We start from the raw sequence: 899 nt of genomic DNA, 5'->3' as shown, positions 1-899 counted from the left end.
GATCAGCGGCAGATGGATGGCGATGCTGGTGCCCCGACCGCCCGGTCCTGGAAGCGCCTCGATGCGCCCGCCATGGGCGCCGATCATGCCGCTGCAGATGGCCAGCCCCAGTCCGCTGCCATGCTTGTCCCGATCGCCTTCGCCGCCGGTGAAGAACATATTGAATACCTGTTCGCGTTGATCGGGTGGAATGCCCGGTCCTTCATCCGAGACGGTGATCAGCAGCTCGGCGCCCTCCCGCGTTGCCGCCACCCGCACTTCGCCGCCGTCGGGCGAGAATTTTGCCGCGTTTTCGATGACATTGACCAGCGCCTGCTCGATTAATGCCGGATGCACATAGAGCAGCGGCAGGCCCGGCTCGATGTTCCTGACCAGACGACACTGGCTCAGCAGCTCGCGGGTGCGGCGCAGCGCCGAGTTGAGGATATCGTCGATGCCGATCCAATCCCGCTCCAGTTTCAGTGTGCCATGTCCGAGTCGCGTCATGTCGAGCAGATTCTGGATGTAGCGGTTGAGCCGCTCGCCTTCATATATGGTCCGCCCCGCGATGCAAGAGCCACTTGACTGTTCAGCAGAAGGAAACGTTGCGGCCATATATCCGGCGTCGTGATGAGGTGGCGTGATCGCTCCTCGCGCCCTGATGGAATCCGCGCGCATTCCTGTCCTTATCACTGTTTCAGTCTCGGCGATGCCGGCTGGTGAGGATTACAGGGTTTCAGGAATGCAGGACAAGCCTTTCATGCCATCACAGTGACAGTCACTCTTAGCAACTCGTGGTTAGAAACTCGTGGTGTGGGTGATCGTGCTCGCTCGGATGTGACTCAATCCCTCATCGGTGCTCGCGGCGGTTAAACCGCCTGACTCAAGGCGTGCTTTGGATCGTAGGCCTCGCCTTTGGT

At 60.5% G+C, this 899-nt stretch carries 1 protein-coding gene; it reads right to left on the bottom strand.

Annotated features, from left to right (window positions below):
- Positions 1 to 594, bottom strand: a 594-nt coding sequence (locus CKO42_RS26775; RefSeq protein ID WP_242479741.1) for a sensor histidine kinase, incomplete at its 3' end; no start/stop codon positions are given.
- Positions 595 to 899: the final 305 nt, after the last annotated feature.

This window comes from Lamprobacter modestohalophilus, assembly GCF_016583905.1.
GTDB lineage: Bacteria > Pseudomonadota > Gammaproteobacteria > Chromatiales > Chromatiaceae > Lamprobacter > Lamprobacter modestohalophilus.
This window is presented reverse-complemented; position numbering and strand designations above follow the sequence as displayed.